Here is a 15,523-nt window from a genome sequence, read left to right as displayed (position 1 = left end):
GAAGGACCCGTCATGTCCCTGTGGCCCGTCTACACCGGCACCAACGAGCCGCACGACGGCATCCTCAGGCTGCCCCCGCCGCCGCCGTGGCGGCACTTCGACGGCGGCCCGGCGCTCGACCCGCCGTCCGACGCCGACGACGCCTCCGCCGGCTCACCCGACCGCACCCACCGCGCGGAGACCTACCAGGCCACCCCGGAGACGGTGCAGCTGGTCAACGCCGCCCTCTACCTGCGCCGCCCGCTGCTGGTCACCGGCCCGCCCGGCACCGGCAAGTCCTCGCTGGTGTACGCGGTGGCGCGGGAACTGCGGCTCGGCCCGGTGCTGCGCTGGAACATCACCAGCCGCAGCACCCTCCACGACGGGCTCTACCAGTACGACCCGCTGTCCCGCCTGTACGCCGCCCGGCAGAACCTGGAGGGCGGCCCCGGCGAGTCCGGCATCGAGAACCATCTGCGCCTGGGTCCGCTGGGCACCGCGCTCCTGCCCCACGACCGCCCCCGCGCCCTGCTGATCGACGAGATCGACAAGAGCGACCTGGACCTGCCGAACGACCTGCTGAACGTGCTGGAGGAAGGCCAGTACGAGATCCCCGAGCTGGTGCGCGCCGCCCGCCACACACCGGTCGCCCAGGTGCTGGCGGACGGCACCGACGCCCGCGTCCCCGTCACCCGGGGCCGGGTCCGCTGCCGGGCCTTCCCGTTCGTCGTCCTCACCAGCAACGGCGAACGCGAGTTCCCACCCGCGTTCCTGCGCCGCTGCGTCACCCTGCGGCTGCGCCAGCCCGACGACCGGCACCTCGCCGACATCGTCCGCGCGCACCTGGGCGAGCCGGACGACCACGCGCAGCGGCTGATCGAGCGGTTCCTGTCCCGGGTGGGCGGCGGCGAACTGGCCACCGACCAGCTGCTGAACGCCATCTACCTGGCCCGCGCCTCCGACCTGGGCGCCGAGTCCCTGGACGCACTGGCCGAACAGCTCATGCCGTACCTCGGCCGGAGCCCGCAGCCCGATGCCTTCTGAGCAGCCCCCGGCGGACGGTCTCGCCCGCCTGGCCGACCTGCTGGCCGAGGTATCCGGCGGCGACCGCCCCAGCCCGCGCGAACTGGCGGAACTGCTGTGGCTGGCCCGGCACATGCGGGCACCGCACGAGCCGGAGCGGGACCCGGACGCGGGGGCGGGAGCCGGGGCGGCGGGCGGGGCGGGAGCCGGGGCGGCGGGACAGCGGGAGGACGGCCGTACGCCGGCCGCTGAGCCGCCGCCCGCGCCCCCGCCCCCGCCCGGGGACGACTCGCCACCGTCCGCACCCGGGCGACGGCGGCCCGACCCCCCGCGGGCGCCCCTCCACCTCCCGGCGCCCGCCGGGACGGCGACCGCCCGGCACGCCGCCCTCCTCGCCCCGGCGCCGCCGATGCTGCGCCACCCGCTGGCCCTGCAGCGCGCCCTGCGGCCCCTCAAACGCCGTGCCGACGCGCCGCTCGGCCAGGAGCTGGACGAGCGGGCCACCGCCGAACGCATCGCCCGCCTGGGCGGCGACCCGGACACGTGGCTGCCGGTCATGCGCCCCGCGAGGGAACGCTGGCTGTCGCTGCGGCTCGTCCACGACACCGGCCCCACCATGCCCGTATGGCGGCCCCTGGTGCGGGAACTGCACACCGCGCTCGCCCAGTCCGGCGTCTTCCGCACGGTCACCGTGCACCCGGCCGGCCCCGACGGCTCGGTGCCCGCCGACGCCGCGCACACCCCCGCCGACGGCCGCACCGTCGTCCTGCTGGTCAGCGACTGCATGGGCCCGCAGTGGCGCAGGGGCCCGGCGGCCGGCCTCTGGTACGCCACCCTGCGCCGCTGGGCGCACCGGATGCCGCTCGCGGTGGTCCAGCCGCTGCCGGAACACCTGTGGCGGGACACGGCCCTCCCGACGGTCCCCGGCCACCTGTCGGCCCCCGGCCCGGCCGCCCCGACGGCGACGCTGACCTTCACCCCGTACGACGACGACCCGCAGGAGGCCCCCGCCGAGGGCGCCCTCTTCCTCCCGGTCCTGGAACCGGACCCGCACTGGCTGGCGAACTGGGCGGCGCTGACCGCCGGTTCCGGCGGCACCCCGTACCCGGCGGCGGTGGCCCGCCTCGACGGCACCGCGCCCGCCGCGGCCCTGGACCGCACGGACCTCGCCCTCCTCACCCCCGAGGAACTCGTCCTGCGCTTTCGCGCGACGGCCTCCCCGCAGGCCTTCCGGCTGGCCGGCCATCTGGCGCTCGGCCGCCCCGACCTGCCGGTGATGCGGCTGGTCCAGGCGGCGGTGGAACCCGATCCGCGCCCGCAGCACCTCGCCGAGGTCATCCTCGGCGGCCTGCTGACCGCCGTCCCCGGCCCGCCCGGCTCCTACGCCTTCCGCCCCGGCGTCCGCGACCTCCTGCTGCGCGGCCTGCCCCGCACGGCCCGCGCCCGGACCACCGAACTCCTCGAACAGGTCGGCGCCCTGATCGACACCCGCGCGGGCCGCGCCCCCGGCGAGTTCCTGGCCTCCACCCCGGCGGAGAACGGCACGGCGAGCGCGGCGCAGAGCGAGGCGTTCGCCTCGGTCAGCGAGGAGAGCGTGCGGCGGCTCGCCGGGAACGTCGCCCCGCCGGCGGCCCCCGGGGACCGGTACCGGCTGCTCGGGCCCGGCCGGCCGGACGGCTCGGTGTGGCAGGCGTACGACACCCGGACGGACCGGCAGGTCCTGCTGCGGCTCTGCCCGGCACCGGTGACCCCGGAGCGCCGCGAGGCGTTCCTGCGGCACGCCGAGGCCCTGGCCCGGCTCGACGACCCGGGCGTCGCCACCGTCCTCGACCACGGCGTGCGGGACGGGGTGCCGTACGTCGCGACGGAGGACCCCGACGGCATCACCCTCGACGCCCTCGCCCTCGGCTATCCGGGCGGGCTGCGGCTGCCGGCCCCGCTCACCGTGTCGATCGGCAACCAGCTGGCCCGCGCCCTCATCGCCCTGCACCGGGCCTCCGTGGCCCACGGGGCCGTCGACCTCGGCCAGGTGGTGCTCCTGCCCGACGGGACGGTCAAGCTCACCGTGCCCGACCTGGGTCAGGAGCCGGGCCCGGAGGCCTTCGCCGGGGACCTGCACGCGCTCGGGGCGATGCTGTGGCAGCTGGCCGCGGGCGCGCCCTTCCGCCCCGGCACCCGCGTCACCGCCGACCGGCTCTCCGCGCTCCCGGCCGCGCTGCGCCGCCTGTACAGCGCCGCGCTCGCCGACACCCTGTCCGGCAGCCTCACCCGGCAGCGGGAGGGCGCGGCCCGGCTCCAGCGCCGCGCGCTGCTCGACCTGGCCCGCGCCGACCACGTCCCGCTGCGCTACGTCCTCTTCGGCCGCCCCGCCGTCACCCGCGGCGCCGGTGAGCCGGTCGCCACCGGCTCACCGCAGGAACGGGCGATGCTGTGCATGCTGCTGCTGTCCCACGGGCGCAAGGTGACCCACGCGAAGCTCGTCGACGGCATCTGGGGCACCCGGGCCCCGGCGCGCGCCACCAGGCTGCTGGGCACCTACGCCTCCCGGCTGCGCAACGCGCTCGGCCCCGGGGTGCTGGCCGCGCTGCCCGACGGCTACGCCCTGCACACCAGCACCGACCACGTCGACCTGGTGGAGTGCCAGCAGCTGGTCGCGCGCGCCGAGGTGGCGCGCGCCGCCGGTGACGCCGAGCGGGCGCGCGGCCATCTGACCGCCGCGCTGGTCCTGTGGAAGGGGCCCGCGCTGGAGGGCGTCTCGGGCCCTGCCGCGCAGACCGCCCGCACCCGCCTCCTGCAGCTGCGCCTCACCCTCAGCCGCCGGCGGGCCGAGCTGGACCTCGATCTGGACGAGGTGGACCGCGCGGCGGCCGACCTGGCGGAGCTGGTGCGTGAGCACCCCTCACGGGAGGACTTCCGCCGCCTGTATCTGATCGCCCTGCGCCGGCAGGGGCGGCTGGAGGAGGCCCTGGAGGTGTTCGAGGAGTACGAGCTGACGGGCGGCCGCAGTCCCGAGCTGCTGGCGCTGGGCCAGGAGCTGCGCGAGGAGTACGGCGGGCCGCCCGACGAGGACGTGGCGACGGCACCGGACGAGGACCCGCGCACCGAACCGGACGACCTGCCGGCGGGCTCCTTCCCCACGGAGGAGGACCCGCCGTCGCTGCTCGCCCGGGACGAGGAGTTCCGCGACGACCGGCCGCTGCCGCGGGACGAGGTGCCGGACAGCCTGTTCCCGGACGCGTCCCCCGAGCCGCGCGGCTCCTCCGGCCTCTCCGCCGCGCGGGCGCTGCGCGCCGCGGAAGCGGTGATCCTCGGGTTCGACGGCACGCTGACGCGGCTGTACACCACGGCGGAGCGCCTGAGGACCGTCCGCTCGCTGGCCCGCCTGCTGGTCGAGGAACGCCACCCGGAGGACGCCCTCTCGGGCCGGCCCCTGCTGCCGGAGGGACCGGACCTCTTGCGCGACTCCCGGCTGCTGCGCCCCGTCGACCTGCTCCGTGCCTTCCGGGGGCGCCCGTACGCGCGGGACCTGCACGACACTCTCGCGGCGGCCGAGGTCTCGGCGGCCGAACACGCGGGCCTGCGCCCCCACGCGGACACGGTGCTGCGCACCCTCCACCGCAAGGGCGTGCGCCTGGCCGTCGTCACCGACACCGCCCCCGCCGCGGCGACCGCGTTCCTGGAACGGCACGGCCTGCTCGGTCTGCTGGCGGGCGGCGTCCACGGCCGGGAGACGGGGCGTACGGCGCTGCCGCCCGACGACGAGATCCTGCGGGCGGCCGTCGCCGCGGTCGGCGTGCCGCCCGCGCGCTGCCTGGTGGTCGGCGTGACCCCCGCGGAGCAGGAGGCGGCCCGCGCGGTGGGGGCGCTGTTCCACCCGACCGGTCTGCTCCCGCTCCTCGATGCCGCCCGCGGCCTGTGAGCGGACCCGCGAACGCCCCCGAATCGCCCGTTCGGCCGTTCCCCTCCCGGCCCCCCACAAAAGGCGGCCCCTCCCCCGCCCGCGCACGATGCGAACAGTGGCCCGCCGTCCGGCGGGCACGGTCTGTGCCTCGGGAGGACCTGCCATGACCGCCAGTCTGGAGCAGCTGCGTCGCTGCCACTTCGCCGTCGACCTGGGCGCGGCGAGGACGCGGGTGTACGTCAAGGGCGCCGGGCTGGTCGTCGATCAGCCCTCCGTGGCCGCCGTGAACACGAAGACCGGCGCGCTGATCGCGGTCGGCGAGTTCGCGGAGAAGATGACGGGCCGTACGCCGGGCTACATCCGTGTGGTGCGGCCGGTGTCCGGCGGCACGGTGGTGGACATCGAGATGGCGCAGCGGATGCTCCGGCATCTGCTCGGCGACAAGATCCGCCGCAGTCTGCGCCGCAAGCCCCGGCTGCGCGCCGCGGCCTGCACCCCGCACGACGCGGATCCGCTGGCGCAGCGGGCCACGATCGAGACGCTGGTGGGTCTGGGCGCCCGGCGGGTGGAGCTGGTCGACACCCTGATCGCCGCCGCCGTCGGCTGCGGGCTGCCCGTGGAGCAGCCGGAGGCGACGATGGTGCTGGTGTGCGGGGCGGCGGCCACGCAGGTCGCGGTGCTGTCGCTCGGGTCGATCGTGACGGCCGAGCGGATTCCCGTCGGCGGTGAGGCCGTCGACCACGCGATCGTCCAGCATCTGCGCCACCAGCACGAGCTGATGCTGCCGAGCCAGTCGGTACGGCCGTTGCAGATCGCCCTGTCGGGCAACGGGCTGACGTCGCAGGGGCCGGCCTCGACGGAGATCCACGGGCGGGACGTGGCGACCGGGCTGGCGCGTTCCGTGCAGGTCGACACCGCCGCCGTCCGGGACGCGATCCAGACGCCGCTGACCGCGGTGCTCGACGGGATCGGCAAGGTGCTGCGGGCCTGCCCGCCGGACCTGGTCGCCGACCTCGCCGACCGGGGGATCATGATGGTCGGCGGCAGCGCGCTGCTGCCGGGACTGGACCAGATGCTGCGGCAGGCGACCGGCATGCCGGTGCACATCGCGGAGCGGCCGGACGTGTGCGCGGTGCAGGGGCTGGGCGCGATGCTGGAGGGCAAGATCGAGCCGCTGGTGCTGGACCCGCTGTCCACCTGAGCGCGGGTCCGGCTGAGCGCGGGTCCGCCCGGTCGCACGCGTCCCGGCCGGCCTCGGGGGCGGGCCGAGGCCGGGGTCAGAGCGCGAACCAGCAGCGCACCGTCGTCCCCTCGTCGTCGCTGTGCACCCGCACCAGGTCGGCGACCAGGTTCACCAGCAGCAGCCCGCGTCCGCCGCGCTGGTCCTGCGGGGCGGGCCGGCGTCCGGCCAGCGGGTCGGCGAGCCGCCCCTTGTCGCGCACCTCGCACACCACGTACCGGTCCTGCGCCCACACCCGCACGGTGCCGCTGCCGCCGCCGTGCACCACGCTGTTGGTGGTCAGCTCGGCGGTGACGAGGGCGAGGTCGGAGAGGCGGACGCCGGTGAGGCCGAGGCGCTGGGCCTCGGCGGTGACGGTGTGCCGGGCGTCGGGCAGCGTCTCGGAGTCGAACGTGTAGGCCAGGGCGTCGGGGACCAGGGGCAGCGGCCGGTTGTAGCGGGCGACGATCCCGTCGGGGTCGTAGGCGTCGCTGACCCGCTCCCCGGTCATGGTGCCGGTGCCCGCGTCGACGACGAGCGGGTGGGTGGCGTAGGCGTCGGCGACGACGTCGGCGTCGAGGCGGACGAGGTCGTACGGGCACAGGATGGTCACCGGGCGGCCCGTGAACGCGGCGTTGATCAGCGCCTCGTGCTGGACGCAGGCCGGGTACTCGGTGTCGCTGCGGCCCGCCCAGATGGGTTCGCCGATGATCCGCACCCGGCGGCCGGGCGGCTGGGCGTCGGCGAAGGCGCGCAGCACTCCGGGGATGATCCGGCCGGGGTTGCGGCCGGCCTCGCGCATGTCCAGCAGCTTCACCTCGGCGGCGGCGTCGCCGAGCCCGTCGCGCACCAGCTCCAGCCGTTCCCCGGGCACGGCCACGGCGACGGGTTCGCCGGCGGTGAGGCCGTCGAGGACGAACGGGACGGTACCCGCCAGGTACTCGCTGTCGTCGCGGTAGAACAGCGCGGGGTGGACGAACGGGTCGCCGGCGGCGTCCTCGGCACGGACGGCCAGGGCATCGGCACTCATGACATCGACACCTCTATCGCCGGCAGGTCGGGCCAGAACAGTTCCAGGGTGCGGCACAGTGCGGCCGGCGGCCTGTGCAGCACGAGACGCCGCCCCCCGGGCAATCGCCGGGCGGCGGCCGCGAGCGCTCCGGCGCCCGCCACATCGACGAACGTTACGGCGGACAGTTCCAGATGGCACACCCCCTCGCCGTCCCGGACGATGCCGTCGAGCGTGCGCTCCCAGAGGGGGTGCGTGCTCAGGCCGACCTCGCCGGCCGCCCGCACCCCGCTCACCTCGGCGAGCGGGTACACCGTCAGCTGCACACCTGTCTCCGCACTCCGTCCGGACGTCAACGCACGTACCCCTGGCAGGCGGGGGCCATGCCCGGTTCGGCGTCCTTCAGCGCCCCTCGGCGCCCTTCAGCGTCCCCCGGTGGGTGTACCACGTACCGCACCGGGAAGGCGCACGGTATCGCGAACAGATGCGAAAGACACGCCGACGGCTGAGGACGGCCCCGCCGAACGGACGAGAACGGTTGAGTCGAGGACGGTTGTGAGGACTGCCGAGTCGAACCCTCTGATCATAGAGTGCCGCACGGACGACACGGGCCGGGCGCTGCTGACCGCCCGCGGTGAACTCGTCCACGGCTGTGCCGACACCCTGGCGCGGGTACTGGCCGAGTTGCCCGCCGGCACCCGCCGGGTCGAGGTGGACATGTCCGGGGTGGACTTCATGGACACGGCCGGGCGCGGCTTCCTGGAGCTGCTGCGCGACTGGGGCGAGCGCCACATGATCCCCGTGGCCGCCGTCAACTGGCGCGGTCAGGCACGGGACTTCTGGGAGCTGTGCCGTGAGGTGGAACAGCTGCGCCGGGCGATGGCGACCCGGCCGGTGATCGACCAGGCCCGCGGCATCCTGATGGCCACCCACGCCTGCACCTCCGAGGAGGCCTGGAACATCCTCCGCGAGGCCTCCCAGCTGTCCAACACCAAGCTGCGCACGGTGGCCGCCACGGTCACCGCCAGCACCGAGAACGCCGCGACGCCGGTCCCGGAGCCCGTCGACCGGGCGCTGCGCACGGCGATAGCCCGCCTCCGCGACTGACCGGACCGCGGCCCCTCGGATCGCCCGGCCCCTCGGATCGCCCGGCCCCTCGGATCGTCCCGGTCTCCGGCAGCCGGGTCAGGGGGCCGCGGTCGTCGGCGCGTCCCGGTGGCGCCCGGCGGCGGTGGCGCGGCCGTGGGCGAGGGCCGCGGTCTCCAGGAGGAGGGCGGCCGTCAGCGAGAGGGAGGCGCAGGCCACGCCCGGCAGGGACGTGAGGGTCAGCGCGAGGCCGCAGCCGATCAGGCCCGCCAGGTGGACGACGGCGGCGCGGGGCAGGGTGCGGGTGTCGCCGCCGGCGATGACCAGGGCGCGCAGCCGGCCGCGTACCGCCCACAGGGCCGGCACGGCGGCGAGGACGGCGATCCAGCGCAGGCCGAGGTCGGCGGGGCCGTCGGGGACGTTGCTGAAGCCGGCGACGTACCAGCGGGCCAGGGGGGTCAGCGCGACGAGCGCGGCCAGGGCGAGCAGCGCGGCGGTCAGCAGGGCGGTGAAGCGCAGCAGGATCCGCGGGGAGCCCGAGCGGCGCAGGAACGCCGCGCCCACGGAGTCCAGGTCGGACAGGGGGACCATGCCGAGCGAGACCAGCCCGTACAGCACCGGCCAGACGGTCAGCGAGTCCTCGGCGGCCGCGGAACGGGTCAGGACGACCGTGGTGATCAGCGAGGGGCTCATGTTGAGCAGCACGGTCGAGGTGATCCGGGCGTGCTGCACGGAGAGCCGCCGGCCCGCCCCGGCCGGTACGGGCGGCAGCGCGCGGGCCGCCGCGGCCAGGTACGCCGCCTCCGCCCAGGCGCCCGCCGACAGGGCGACGCCGCCGGTGGCCGCGGCGGGCAGGCCCGCCCGCCAGACGGCCAGCGCGACCAGGGTGGTCGCCGCGATGCGGATGCCGGTCGCCACGGCGATGGGGCGGGTGGTGTCGGCGGCGATCAGCCGGCCGTGCCGGTACCGGCGCAGCGCGACCGCGAGCGGTGCCGTCGCGAACGACAGCAGGCAGATGCGGAAGGCGTCGTGCAGGTAGGCGGGCAGCCCGAGCAGTGCGGGGAAGCCCGTGGAGACGCCGGGCAGGGCGGCCGGCACCAGCAGGGCCGCGCAGCCCGCCAGGCCGGTGCCCACGGCCCGGCGCAGCAGCCTGCGCGAGCCCTGCCCGGCGAGTTCCGCCACGGTCAGCGGCGCCAGGGCCAGCGCCGGGGAGTTGACGACGAACAGCACGGACAGGCCCGCGCCGAGCGCCGCGAGCGCGCTCGCCCCGTCGGCCGTCCGGGCCGTGATCGCCGCGACGAGCGGGATCTCCCAGGCCAGCATGGAGGAGCCGAGCGCGGTCGGCACCCAGGAGCGGGCCAGCCGCCGCACTCCGGCCCACTCCGTGGCGGGCGGCGCGTTGTCGTGGGTCGCGGTCACCGGGGCGGTCGTCCCTCCCGGCACGGGCAGTCGTCCCGGAACGCGAACGGGGTGAAGTCGAAGGTCAGGGTCTCCGCGTTGACGTAGAGGCTCTGGCCCGCGGTGCGGGAGGTGTCCTTCGCGCCGGACACCAGGCCGATGACCTCGTTGACCGCGATACCGGCGACCATCGACACCAGCGTGCCGGTGAGACTGCCCGACTTCTCCGGCCGCAGCACGTCCAGGTCGCGGATCCCGACGCACTCCATGCAGGGGGTACGGCCCGGGATCATGGTGGGGCCGACCCGCGCGCCCTTGTTGGTGATGCCGATCTGCCCGAACGGCACCCCGGTGCGCAGACTCGCCTCGTTGGACCAGCGGATCGCCTTGTTGCGGGGACGGTCGTAGGCGTTGAAGAAGAAGTCGGCACCGTCGACGAGTTTGACGATGTCGTCGGCGGACTCGATGCGGGTGTGGTGGGCGATGAACCGGGAGCGGGAGCTCTGCAGGGCGAGGTGGCGTTCGAGCGCGTCCAGTTTGGGCACACCGACGTCCTGCTCGTCGAAGGTGGGGTGGGTGGGCAGGTTCTCCTCGGCGAAGGTGTCGAAGTCGACCGCTTCCAGGGTGCCGATGCCGGCCGCGTTGAGCAGCCGCAGCAGGGTGGTGCCGCCCGCTCCGGTGCCGATGATCACGACGCGGGCCTCGCGCAGCCGGCGCATGCCCTCGTAGCCGTTCCAGTCGTCCCGGTCGTACAGCCGCAGATGGTTGATCTGGCGGCTGAAGCGCCGCAGGTCGTCCGGGTCGAGCGGCGGGGTCACGGCGGCGTCGTCGAGGACGCCCTGGGAGTCGAGGACGGCGAGCCAGTCCTCGGTCTCGGGGTAGCGTGCGCGCAGTTCCTCACGGGTGCGGGTGCCGTCGAGGTCCAGGACGAACGAGACCATCTCCTCGGTCGGATCCATGATCCGGAACTTCTCCGGTCCGATCCCTATGTACAGGTGGGGTTCCCCCGCGACGTGGTAGATCCGCAGGAATTCCTTGACCCTGGGTCGCCGCATCCGGCGTCTCCTGTTCTGGTGGCGGGTGGTCGGGAGCGGGGACGGTCCGGGCCGCCGCCGTGGCGGGGAGACGGCCGGCCGCCTCCCCGCCACGGTGGTGCGCTGGGTCCGTCGTCAGATGACGTTGGTGTGCCACTCCTTGACGAGGCCCTCCTCGTGAACACGCTCGATCTTCATGGCGTACCTCCTTCCTGCGGGGTCGTCGGGACGGGATCGCTCGTGCCGGTCCGGCGGGGCACGGCGGCGTGACGTGCCGCCGCCGGCCGGCCCGAACTCTGCGGGGGTCAGCCGGGGGCGAGCCGGGCGGCGGTGTGCCGGGCCCGTTCGTGGGCGGCGGTCAGGGCCTGGTCGGGGCCGTCGCCGAGGCCTACGCTCCACCGCTCCGCGCCGCCGGCCGCGTACCGGAGGTAGGCGACGGTCCGCGGGCGGTCGCCGGTGGTGCGCGGCCGGGTGTGCGACTCGAGCACGGTCACGCCGGGCGCGCCGTCGCCCGGTGTGCCGGTCTCCGGCAGGGCGAACAGGTACTCCCGCTCGAACAGCTCCAGCAGCTCCGCCGCGGTGACCTCGCCGCCCAGCTCGTCGGTGCGCCGCTGCACCGCGCGGGAGAACTCGACCTGCAGTCCGCGCGGCAGGTCGAAGCCGTGCGTGCGGTGCAGCACATAGGCCGGACCGGCCTTGCCGGACTGGGAGTTGACCCGGACCACCGCCTCGTAGGTGCGCCCGACGTCCTTCGGGTCCAGCGGCAGGTACGGCACCTCCCAGGGGTGCTCGTCGACGGGCACGCCCGCGGCCTCGGCGTCGCGGGCGAGGGCGTCCATGCCCTTCTTGATGGCGTCCTGGTGGGTGCCGGAGAACGCGGTGTACACCAGCTCCCCGCCGTAGGGGTGGCGCGGGTGGACCGGCAGCCGGTTGCAGGCCTCGACCTCCCGCTTGACCGCGTCGATGTCGGACAGGTCGATCATCGGGTCGACGCCCTGGGTGAACAGGTTCAGCGCGAGGGTCACCAGGCAGACGTTGCCGGTGCGTTCCCCGTTGCCGAACAGGCAGCCCTCGATCCGGTCGGCGCCCGCCATGTAGCCCAGTTCGGCCGCGGCGATGCCGGTGCCGCGGTCGTTGTGCGGGTGCAGCGACAGCACGACCGCGTCCCGGCGGTCCAGGTTCCGGTGCATCCACTCGATGGAGTCCGCGTACACGTTCGGCGTGGACATCTCCACCGTGGCGGGCAGGTTCATGATGGTGGGGCGGTCGGGGGTGGGCTGCCAGACCTCGTTGACGGAGTCACAGATCTCCAGCGCGAAGTCGAGTTCGGTGCCGGTGTACGACTCCACCGAGTACTGGAAGGTGAACTCGGTGGACGGTGTCGCCTCGGCCTGCTTCACGCACTGCCGGGCGCCGGCCACCGCCAGCTCGCGCACCCCGTCCCGGTCGAGCTGGAAGACCACCCTGCGCTGCAGCGCCGAGGTCGAGTTGTACAGGTTGATGATGGCGTGCGGGGCGCCCTCCACGGCCTGGAAGGTGCGCTCGATGAAGTCCTCCCGCGACGGGGTGACGACCTGCACGACGACGTCGTCGGGGATCAGGTCCCGCTCGACGAGGGTGCGGGCGAAGTCGAAGTCCGCCTGGCTCGCCGTGGGGTAGCCGATCTCGATCTCCTTGTAGCCCAGGTCCACCAGCAGGCGGAACATGCGCAGTTTGCGCTCCGGGTCCATGGGGTCGGCCAGCGCCTGGTTGCCGTCCCGCAGGTCGACCGAGCACCAGCGGGGGGCCCGGGTGATGACGGCGTCGGGCCAGCTGCGGTCCGCAAGTCCGATCGGCGGGTAGGCCCGGTACCGGTGGACGGGCATACCGCTGGGCCGTTGGATCGCGACGTTCCTCATACCGGGCGACTCACCTTCCGATCGGCTGCTCATAGGGGGCGTCCTGCGGGGCGCGGCCGTGCGCGGCCCGCTCGGCGAGCGTCACACCGCCCGCCGACCACAGGTGCGCGGGGACCTCGCGGACCAGGACGCGGATCTGCTCGTCCCGCACCTCCAGCGACTCCCGGACCGCCCGGTGCACGGCGGCCATCAGGGCGCGCAGCCGCTCCGGGGAGCGGCCCTCGGCCACGGTGACCTCGATCAGCGGCATGTACGGCTCCACGGCTGGGGGTGAGGGGGCGGAGGGGGAGGGAGAGGGGAGAGCGATGGGGGGCATGCCCCGGCCACCTCAGTGGAGCACGCCCGCCGCCGGCCCCGGCCCGGCCTTTCCGCTCAGTGCAAGACCTTCGGCCGCGGGCGGCACGCGGCTCCTACGTTCGTGCCGCGTACGGCGCGCAGGACGCCGAGGAGACCCGAGGAGCGGGAGACATGCGGAAGTTCACCGTGCACCAGGGGACGGCGGTGCCGCTGCGCCGCACCAACGTCGACACCGACCAGATCATCCCGGGCGAGTACTGCAAGCGCGTGGGCCGCACCGGGTACGCCGACGCGCTGTTCGCCGAGTGGCGGGACGACCCGGACTATCTGCTGGCCCGCCCCGAGTACGCGCGCGGGAGCGTGCTGGTCGCGGGGGCGGGTTTCGGGATCGGCTCCTCGCGTGAGCACGCGGTGTGGGCGCTGATGGACCACGGTTTCCGGGCCGTGCTGGCGCCGTCGTTCAGCGACATCTTCTGGGGCAACGCGATCGGCAACGGGCTGCTGCCGGTGCGGCTGAGCCAGGCCGATACCGAGCGGTTCTGGGCGGTCGCGGAGGCCGACCCGGCGACCGTGTTCACCGTCGACCTGGAGCGGTGCCGGGTCGAGGCGGCCGGGGCGGGCGCCTCCTTCGCGCTGGACGACTACAGCCGGTTCCGGCTGCTGAACGGGCTGGACGAGATCGGCGCGACCCTGCTGCACGAGGACCGGATCGGGGCGTACGAGGGGCGCCGGGCCGCCTGGCTGCCGCGCACGCTGTGAGGCCCGCGTGAGCCGGGGCGGCCGCCGCACTTCGTTGCCCCGCGAGGGGCGTGCCACGGGCGGCGGTTCGAGGATCTGCGGGCCGGTTCGCCTGTCGTCGAAGGAAGTTCGGCGTCTGTCGACATGGGCCCAACGGATACCTAGCGTCGTGAGCCATGACCGAACCTCATGCTCGCTCCCACTTCACCCGGGGGACCCTGCCCGTACTGGCCGCGGCCTGCCTGTGGGGCACCGTGGGACCCGCGCAGGTGTGGGCCGACACCGGCGCCGATCCGGTGTCCCTGGGAGCGTTACGTCTGCTCATCGGCGGCCTGGTGCTGGCGGCGGCCGCCCTGCTGATGGCCGGCCGCGGCTCGGGGCTGCGGCTGCTGCTGACCCGGCCGGTGTGGCCGTGGATCGCCCTGGCCGCCCTCGCGACCGCCGTCTACCAGGCCGGGTTCATGTTCGCGGTCGACCGCACGGGCGCGGCCCTGGCCACCGCCGTGGCGCTCGGGGTGGCCCCGGTCGCCACCGGCGTGTGCTCACGCGTGGTGACCGGGGAACGGCTCACCGCCGCCTGGGCGGTCGGCACCGCCGCGGCCGTCGCCGGCTGTGTGCTGCTGCTCGCGCCGGGCAGCGCCGAAGTGGCGGGCTCCGGAGTGGTGTTCGGCATCCTCTCCGGCGTCTGCTACGGCCTGTACACGGTGGCCGCCAAGCGGCTCTCCGACCGTGGCGCGAACATGCCCGCCGCGGTCGCCGCGACCCTGCTGGCCGGCGGTGTGGTGCTGCTGCCGGCCGTGGTGCGCGACACCGGGGGGCTGGCCACCGGGTCCGGGCCGGCGCTGCTGCTCTGGCTGGGCGTGGTCGCCACCGCCGTGGCGTACATGCTGTTCGTGGGCGGGCTGCGCCGGGTGACCGCCGGCACGGCCGGCACGCTCAGTCTCGCCGAGCCCCTGGTGGCGGCGGTGCTGGGCCTGCTGGTGCTGGACGAGCGGCTGTCGGTTGCGGCCGAAGCGGGGATGGCCCTGCTGCTGGTGGGCCTGGTGTCGGTGAGCGTCCCGCCCGGGGTGCTCAGCCGCCTGCGTACGCGGGCACACCGGCCCCCGGCGGCCGTTGCCCCCATCACCGGCCCCGTGCGCGACCCCGCCGACGACGCCCTGCCCGCCTCCGCCGTGCCCGCCGAACAGCCGTGACGTCTTTCCGTCAGAGTCGAGGACGTACGGACAGACCGTACGTGTGAATATGCATTGTCGGGCATCCTTTTGCGAGAGGGGTAGATAGCGCGTCCACAACCCAGGGGGAACCGGATGGAACTGGACGAACTCGACTGCCTGCTGCTCCGCGAGATACAGCGCGACGGCCGGCAGACCAACCGCGAACTGGCCGCCACCGCCGGGGTCGCCCCGTCCACCTCCCTGGAACGCCTGCGCGCCCTCCAGCGCAAGGGGGTCCTCAAGGGTTTCACGGCCGAGGTCGATCTGGAGGCCATCGGCCGCCCGATCCAGGCCCTGATCGCGGTGCGGATACGACCGCCGTCCCGCAAGGTGCTGGAGGGGTTCCGCGAGTGGGTGCGGATGCGCCCGGAGGTGGTGGGCATCTTCGTCACCACCGGCAGCGACGACTTCCTCATCCACATGGCGGTGCCCGACACGGACTACCTGTACGACTTCGTCATCGACCAGCTCACCGAGCGCCGCGAGGTCGCCGACGTCCGCACGTCCATCGTCTACGAGCGGCTGGAGACGCGGATACTGCTCCCGCTCGGCGACGGCCGGACCGACCGTGACCAGCCCGGCCCGCGCCCGGACGAACCGCCCCGCCCGCCCCGCCCGGCCGGACCCCGCACCACGAAAGCGCCAGGACCCAGGGACGCAACCGCGACCAGGGCCGCACAGCCCAACCGGCCGAAGCGGGGCTCGGCGAAGGCCGAGGAGGTCGGCA

13 protein-coding genes are annotated in these 15,523 nt (G+C 75.0%); 7 read left to right on the top strand and 6 right to left on the bottom strand.

Features of this window, described 5'->3' with window-relative positions:
* Window positions 1–12 precede the first annotated feature (12 nt).
* The 3 genes from AB0K92_RS06280 (at window position 13) to AB0K92_RS06270 (ending at window position 6,104) form a co-directional block, all read left to right on the top strand.
* A complete protein-coding gene (locus tag AB0K92_RS06280) occupies window positions 13–1,023 on the top strand; it encodes a MoxR family ATPase (RefSeq protein ID WP_365919945.1) in 1,011 nt (336 codons plus the stop codon).
* Window positions 1,013–4,921: an SAV_2336 N-terminal domain-related protein gene (locus tag AB0K92_RS06275; protein WP_365919943.1), complete on the top strand. Its 3,909-nt coding sequence runs from the start codon at window positions 1,013–1,015 to the stop codon at window positions 4,919–4,921. Before AB0K92_RS06280 ends, AB0K92_RS06275 begins: the two co-directional genes overlap by 11 nt.
* 145 nt (window positions 4,922–5,066) lie before the next feature.
* Window positions 5,067–6,104, top strand: coding sequence for a rod shape-determining protein (locus AB0K92_RS06270; RefSeq protein ID WP_365919941.1), 1,038 nt, complete (start codon window positions 5,067–5,069; stop codon window positions 6,102–6,104).
* Window positions 6,105–6,180: 76 nt separating this feature from the next.
* Here the strand turns inward: AB0K92_RS06270 and AB0K92_RS06265 are convergent, their stop codons facing one another.
* Window positions 6,181–7,152, bottom strand: coding sequence for an anti-sigma factor RsbA family regulatory protein (locus tag AB0K92_RS06265; RefSeq protein ID WP_365919939.1), 972 nt, complete (start codon window positions 7,150–7,152; stop codon window positions 6,181–6,183).
* On the bottom strand, window positions 7,149–7,457 hold the full coding sequence (locus AB0K92_RS06260) for an STAS domain-containing protein (RefSeq protein WP_240926170.1): 309 nt from the start codon (window positions 7,455–7,457) through the stop codon (window positions 7,149–7,151). The genes AB0K92_RS06265 and AB0K92_RS06260 overlap by 4 nt, the downstream gene beginning before the upstream one ends.
* Before the next feature lie 229 nt (window positions 7,458–7,686).
* On the opposite strand from AB0K92_RS06260, the gene AB0K92_RS06255 reads away from it, so the two are divergent.
* Window positions 7,687–8,238 carry an ANTAR domain-containing protein gene (locus tag AB0K92_RS06255; RefSeq protein WP_365919937.1) on the top strand — a complete coding sequence of 184 codons (552 nt, stop codon included), beginning with the start codon at window positions 7,687–7,689 and terminating at the stop codon, window positions 8,236–8,238.
* Between the two features lie 78 nt (window positions 8,239–8,316).
* Here the strand turns inward: AB0K92_RS06255 and AB0K92_RS06250 are convergent, their stop codons facing one another.
* The 4 genes from AB0K92_RS06250 to AB0K92_RS06235 form a co-directional block, all read right to left on the bottom strand.
* The gene (locus tag AB0K92_RS06250; protein ID WP_365919935.1) at window positions 8,317–9,636 is read right to left on the bottom strand and encodes a hypothetical protein; all 1,320 of its coding nucleotides are present in this window, start codon (window positions 9,634–9,636) and stop codon (window positions 8,317–8,319) included.
* Entirely contained in the window at window positions 9,633–10,670 is a 1,038-nt protein-coding gene (locus tag AB0K92_RS06245) for a ThiF family adenylyltransferase (RefSeq protein WP_365919933.1), read from the bottom strand. Before AB0K92_RS06245 ends, AB0K92_RS06250 begins: the two co-directional genes overlap by 4 nt.
* Window positions 10,671–10,954: 284 nt before the next feature.
* Complete coding sequence (gene leuA, locus AB0K92_RS06240) at window positions 10,955–12,547, bottom strand: 2-isopropylmalate synthase (protein ID WP_365919931.1); 1,593 nt, start codon at window positions 12,545–12,547, stop codon at window positions 10,955–10,957.
* A 10-nt stretch (window positions 12,548–12,557) separates the two neighbouring features.
* Window positions 12,558–12,863 (bottom strand): tautomerase family protein, encoded by a 306-nt coding sequence (locus tag AB0K92_RS06235; RefSeq protein ID WP_365919929.1) that lies wholly within the window; start codon window positions 12,861–12,863, stop codon window positions 12,558–12,560.
* 152 nt (window positions 12,864–13,015) lie between these two features.
* Here AB0K92_RS06235 and leuD point away from each other — a divergent pair, with 152 nt between their 5' ends.
* From leuD to AB0K92_RS06220, 3 genes are all read left to right on the top strand, one after another.
* A complete protein-coding gene (leuD, locus tag AB0K92_RS06230; RefSeq protein ID WP_365919927.1) occupies window positions 13,016–13,603 on the top strand; it encodes a 3-isopropylmalate dehydratase small subunit in 588 nt (195 codons plus the stop codon).
* 155 nt (window positions 13,604–13,758) lie between these two features.
* Complete coding sequence (locus AB0K92_RS06225; protein ID WP_365919925.1) at window positions 13,759–14,775, top strand: EamA family transporter; 1,017 nt, start codon at window positions 13,759–13,761, stop codon at window positions 14,773–14,775.
* Window positions 14,776–14,889: 114 nt separating this feature from the next.
* Window positions 14,890–15,523 (top strand): Lrp/AsnC family transcriptional regulator (locus tag AB0K92_RS06220; protein ID WP_365919923.1); only part of this gene is annotated, 634 nt, incomplete at its 3' end.

The organism is Streptomyces sp. NPDC052687 (genome assembly GCF_040678395.1).
GTDB lineage: Bacteria > Actinomycetota > Actinomycetes > Streptomycetales > Streptomycetaceae > Streptomyces.
The sequence above is the reverse complement of the archived record's forward strand: the minus strand, read 5'-3'. Positions and strand labels throughout refer to the sequence as shown.

Coding starts and splice junctions, on each gene's coding strand:
- AB0K92_RS06280 (WP_365919945.1), top strand. CDS start 13: ATGTCCCTGTGGCCCGTCTACACCGGCACCAACGAGCCGCACGACGGC.
- AB0K92_RS06275 (WP_365919943.1), top strand. CDS start 1,013: ATGCCTTCTGAGCAGCCCCCGGCGGACGGTCTCGCCCGCCTGGCCGAC.
- AB0K92_RS06270 (WP_365919941.1), top strand. CDS start 5,067: ATGACCGCCAGTCTGGAGCAGCTGCGTCGCTGCCACTTCGCCGTCGAC.
- AB0K92_RS06265 (WP_365919939.1), bottom strand. CDS start 7,152: ATGAGTGCCGATGCCCTGGCCGTCCGTGCCGAGGACGCCGCCGGCGAC.
- AB0K92_RS06245 (WP_365919933.1), bottom strand. CDS start 10,670: ATGCGGCGACCCAGGGTCAAGGAATTCCTGCGGATCTACCACGTCGCG.
- leuA (WP_365919931.1), bottom strand. CDS start 12,547: ATGAGGAACGTCGCGATCCAACGGCCCAGCGGTATGCCCGTCCACCGG.
- AB0K92_RS06235 (WP_365919929.1), bottom strand. CDS start 12,863: ATGCCCCCCATCGCTCTCCCCTCTCCCTCCCCCTCCGCCCCCTCACCC.
- leuD (WP_365919927.1), top strand. CDS start 13,016: ATGCGGAAGTTCACCGTGCACCAGGGGACGGCGGTGCCGCTGCGCCGC.
- AB0K92_RS06225 (WP_365919925.1), top strand. CDS start 13,759: ATGACCGAACCTCATGCTCGCTCCCACTTCACCCGGGGGACCCTGCCC.